Annotated in this window: 2 protein-coding genes; one reads left to right on the plus strand and one right to left on the minus strand. The window is 69.1% G+C overall.

What is annotated here, in order from left to right:
- The first annotated feature begins 102 nt into the window (after positions 1 to 102).
- Positions 103 to 1,746: an alpha-D-glucose phosphate-specific phosphoglucomutase gene (locus EB084_23720; GenBank protein NDD31270.1), complete on the plus strand. Its 1,644-nt coding sequence runs from the start codon at positions 103 to 105 to the stop codon at positions 1,744 to 1,746.
- Between the two features lie 32 nt (positions 1,747 to 1,778).
- On the opposite strand, the gene EB084_23725 is transcribed toward EB084_23720, so the two are convergent.
- Positions 1,779 to 2,431 (minus strand): hypothetical protein (locus tag EB084_23725; GenBank protein ID NDD31271.1); only part of this gene is annotated, 653 nt, incomplete at its 5' end.

The raw sequence follows: 2,431 nt of genomic DNA on the forward strand, positions 1-2,431 counted from the left end.
CCCGAATGGGTGGGTCAGCTGGGGGGCTTTCCTGGTCTGCGGAAGGGAACCGCCTCGCCGTCTCTGAAGTGCCTCCCTCCAAACTCGCCCTGGAGGCTCTTCATGACCCCGAACACCTCGGCTGTTCCTGGCCAGCGCGCGCCCGAGTCGCAGCTCATCGACGTCGAGGCCCTGCGCGCCCGATACCACAGCGATCATCCGGATGTGAGCGTACCGGAGCAGCGCGTGGCCTTCGGCACATCCGGACATCGGGGATCGGCGCTTCATCGGGCGTTCAACGAAGACCACATCGCGGCCGTCACCCAGGCCATCTGCGAGCATCGCCGCGCGCAGGGCATCGAGGGGCCGCTGTTCATCGGCATCGACTCGCACGCGCTCTCGGCCCCCGCCCAGGAGACGGCCCTCGAGGTGCTGGCCGCCAATGAGGTCACGGTCATGGTGGCCCCGGACGGCGTTCTCACCCCCACGCCGGTGGTGTCGCACGCCATTCTCACCTACAACCGTGACCACGCGGGCGCCAGTCGCGCAGACGGCATCGTGGTCACGCCCTCGCACAACCCTCCCGAAGACGGGGGCTTCAAGTACAACCCGCCGAACGGCGGCCCCGCCGACACCGACATCACGAAGTGGGTGGAAGACCGCGCCAACGCCATCCTCCGGGACGGCCTTCGCGGCGTGAGGCGCGTTGCTCGTCCGCGCTCGGGCGACTACGTGCGGGTGCACGACTTCATTACGCCCTACGTCGACGATCTGCGAAATGTCATCGACTTCGACGTGCTGGCAGGCTGCACGCTGCGCATCGGCGCCGACCCGCTGGGCGGGGCCAATGTGGCTTTCTGGGACCCCATCGTTGCGCGCTACGGACTCGACATCACGGTGGTGAACCGCACCGTTGACCCGAGATTTGCCTTCATGCCGGTCGATCACGACGGCAAGATCCGCATGGACTGCTCGTCTCCCTACGCCATGACCAATCTCGTGGCGCTGAAGGATCGCTACGACATCGCCTTCGGCAACGACACCGACTCCGATCGCCACGGCATCGTCACGCCAACCGCCGGACTCATGAATCCCAACCACTACCTTTCGGTGGCCATCGACTATCTCTATCGCAACCGCCCGCACTGGCGCGCCGACGCCTCGGTGGGCAAGACCCTGGTGAGCAGCGGCATGATCGATCGGGTGGCCGCGGCGCTGGGGCGACGTCTCTGGGAGGTCCCCGTCGGATTCAAGTGGTTCGTCGAGGGGCTCGTTGATGGCGCGTGCGGCTTCGGTGGCGAGGAGAGCGCGGGGGCGTCGTTCCTGCGCCTCGACGGCAGCGTCTGGACCACCGACAAGGACGGCATCATCATGGATCTGCTCGCGGTCGAGATCACCGCGCGCACCGGCACCGATCCCGGCGCCCACTACCAGGCGCTCACCGCGCGCCACGGCACACCGCGCTACCGTCGCATCGACGTGCCCGCAACCCCCGCGCAGAAGGCCGTGCTCAAGAAGCTCTCGCCCGAGTCGGTGAAGGCCTCCACGTTGGCAGGGGAGCCCATCACGGCCCGCCTCACCCGCGCGCCGGGCAACAACGCGGATATCGGTGGCCTCAAGGTGACGACAGAGAACGGCTGGTTTGCGGCGCGACCGTCCGGCACCGAGGACGTCTACAAGATCTACGCCGAGAGCTTCGTCGACGAAGCGCACCTCGATGCCATCTTTGCCGAGGCCCGCGAGATCGTGAGCGAGGCCCTGACCTAGCCCCGGACCCAGCTCACACCCGAGCCCCAGACCTAGGCCTTCTGCTTCTCAGTGGTCGGCTGCACCTGCTGGTGCGACGCGCTCGGCTGCGCGTCAGCAGTCTGGGCCTGAGGCGCAGCCTGCTGCGCGGCGTTGGCGCCGGCCTGCTCGTTCTGCTTGCCGTTCGGCGCACCCTGACCCGGCTTGCCGAAGGCGAGACCCGCGGGGAGCAGGTTGGCCTTGCGCATGCTGCCCACGTCGGCCGCGCCGCCGCCACCGCCGGCGCCGCCAGCGCCGTCGAGGCCGCCCGCACCCGCGTTGGCGCCATTGCCGCCGCCGTTCTGGCCGTTGCCGTTCGCGCTGCCGTCGATGAGGCTGTTGAGGCGGATGTTGATGGTGTCGCCCGACTCGTTCACCGACGCGCCGCCCGTGTTCTGGGCGACCTGCTGCTGCATCGGAACCTGCGCCGCGAGTCCGGCGAGCGGGTCGCTGAGGCTCTGGCTGTCGCTGTTGCCCGCGTCGCTGTTGCGGTCGTTGCTGCTCTTCGCCGCGGCGGCCTGGGCGTTGCGGTCGCCCTTGCCGGCATTGCCGTTGCCGCCCGAACCGTTGGCGTTGGGGGCCTCGACCGTGGCGCCGCCCGCGTCACCCTTGCCGCCGCCGTGTCCCGCGCTGCCCGTGCTCTGGGGAGCGGGAGCGGCGGTGGGCT

Source organism: Pseudomonadota bacterium (assembly GCA_010028905.1).
Taxonomy (GTDB): Bacteria; Vulcanimicrobiota; Xenobia; order RGZZ01; family RGZZ01; genus RGZZ01.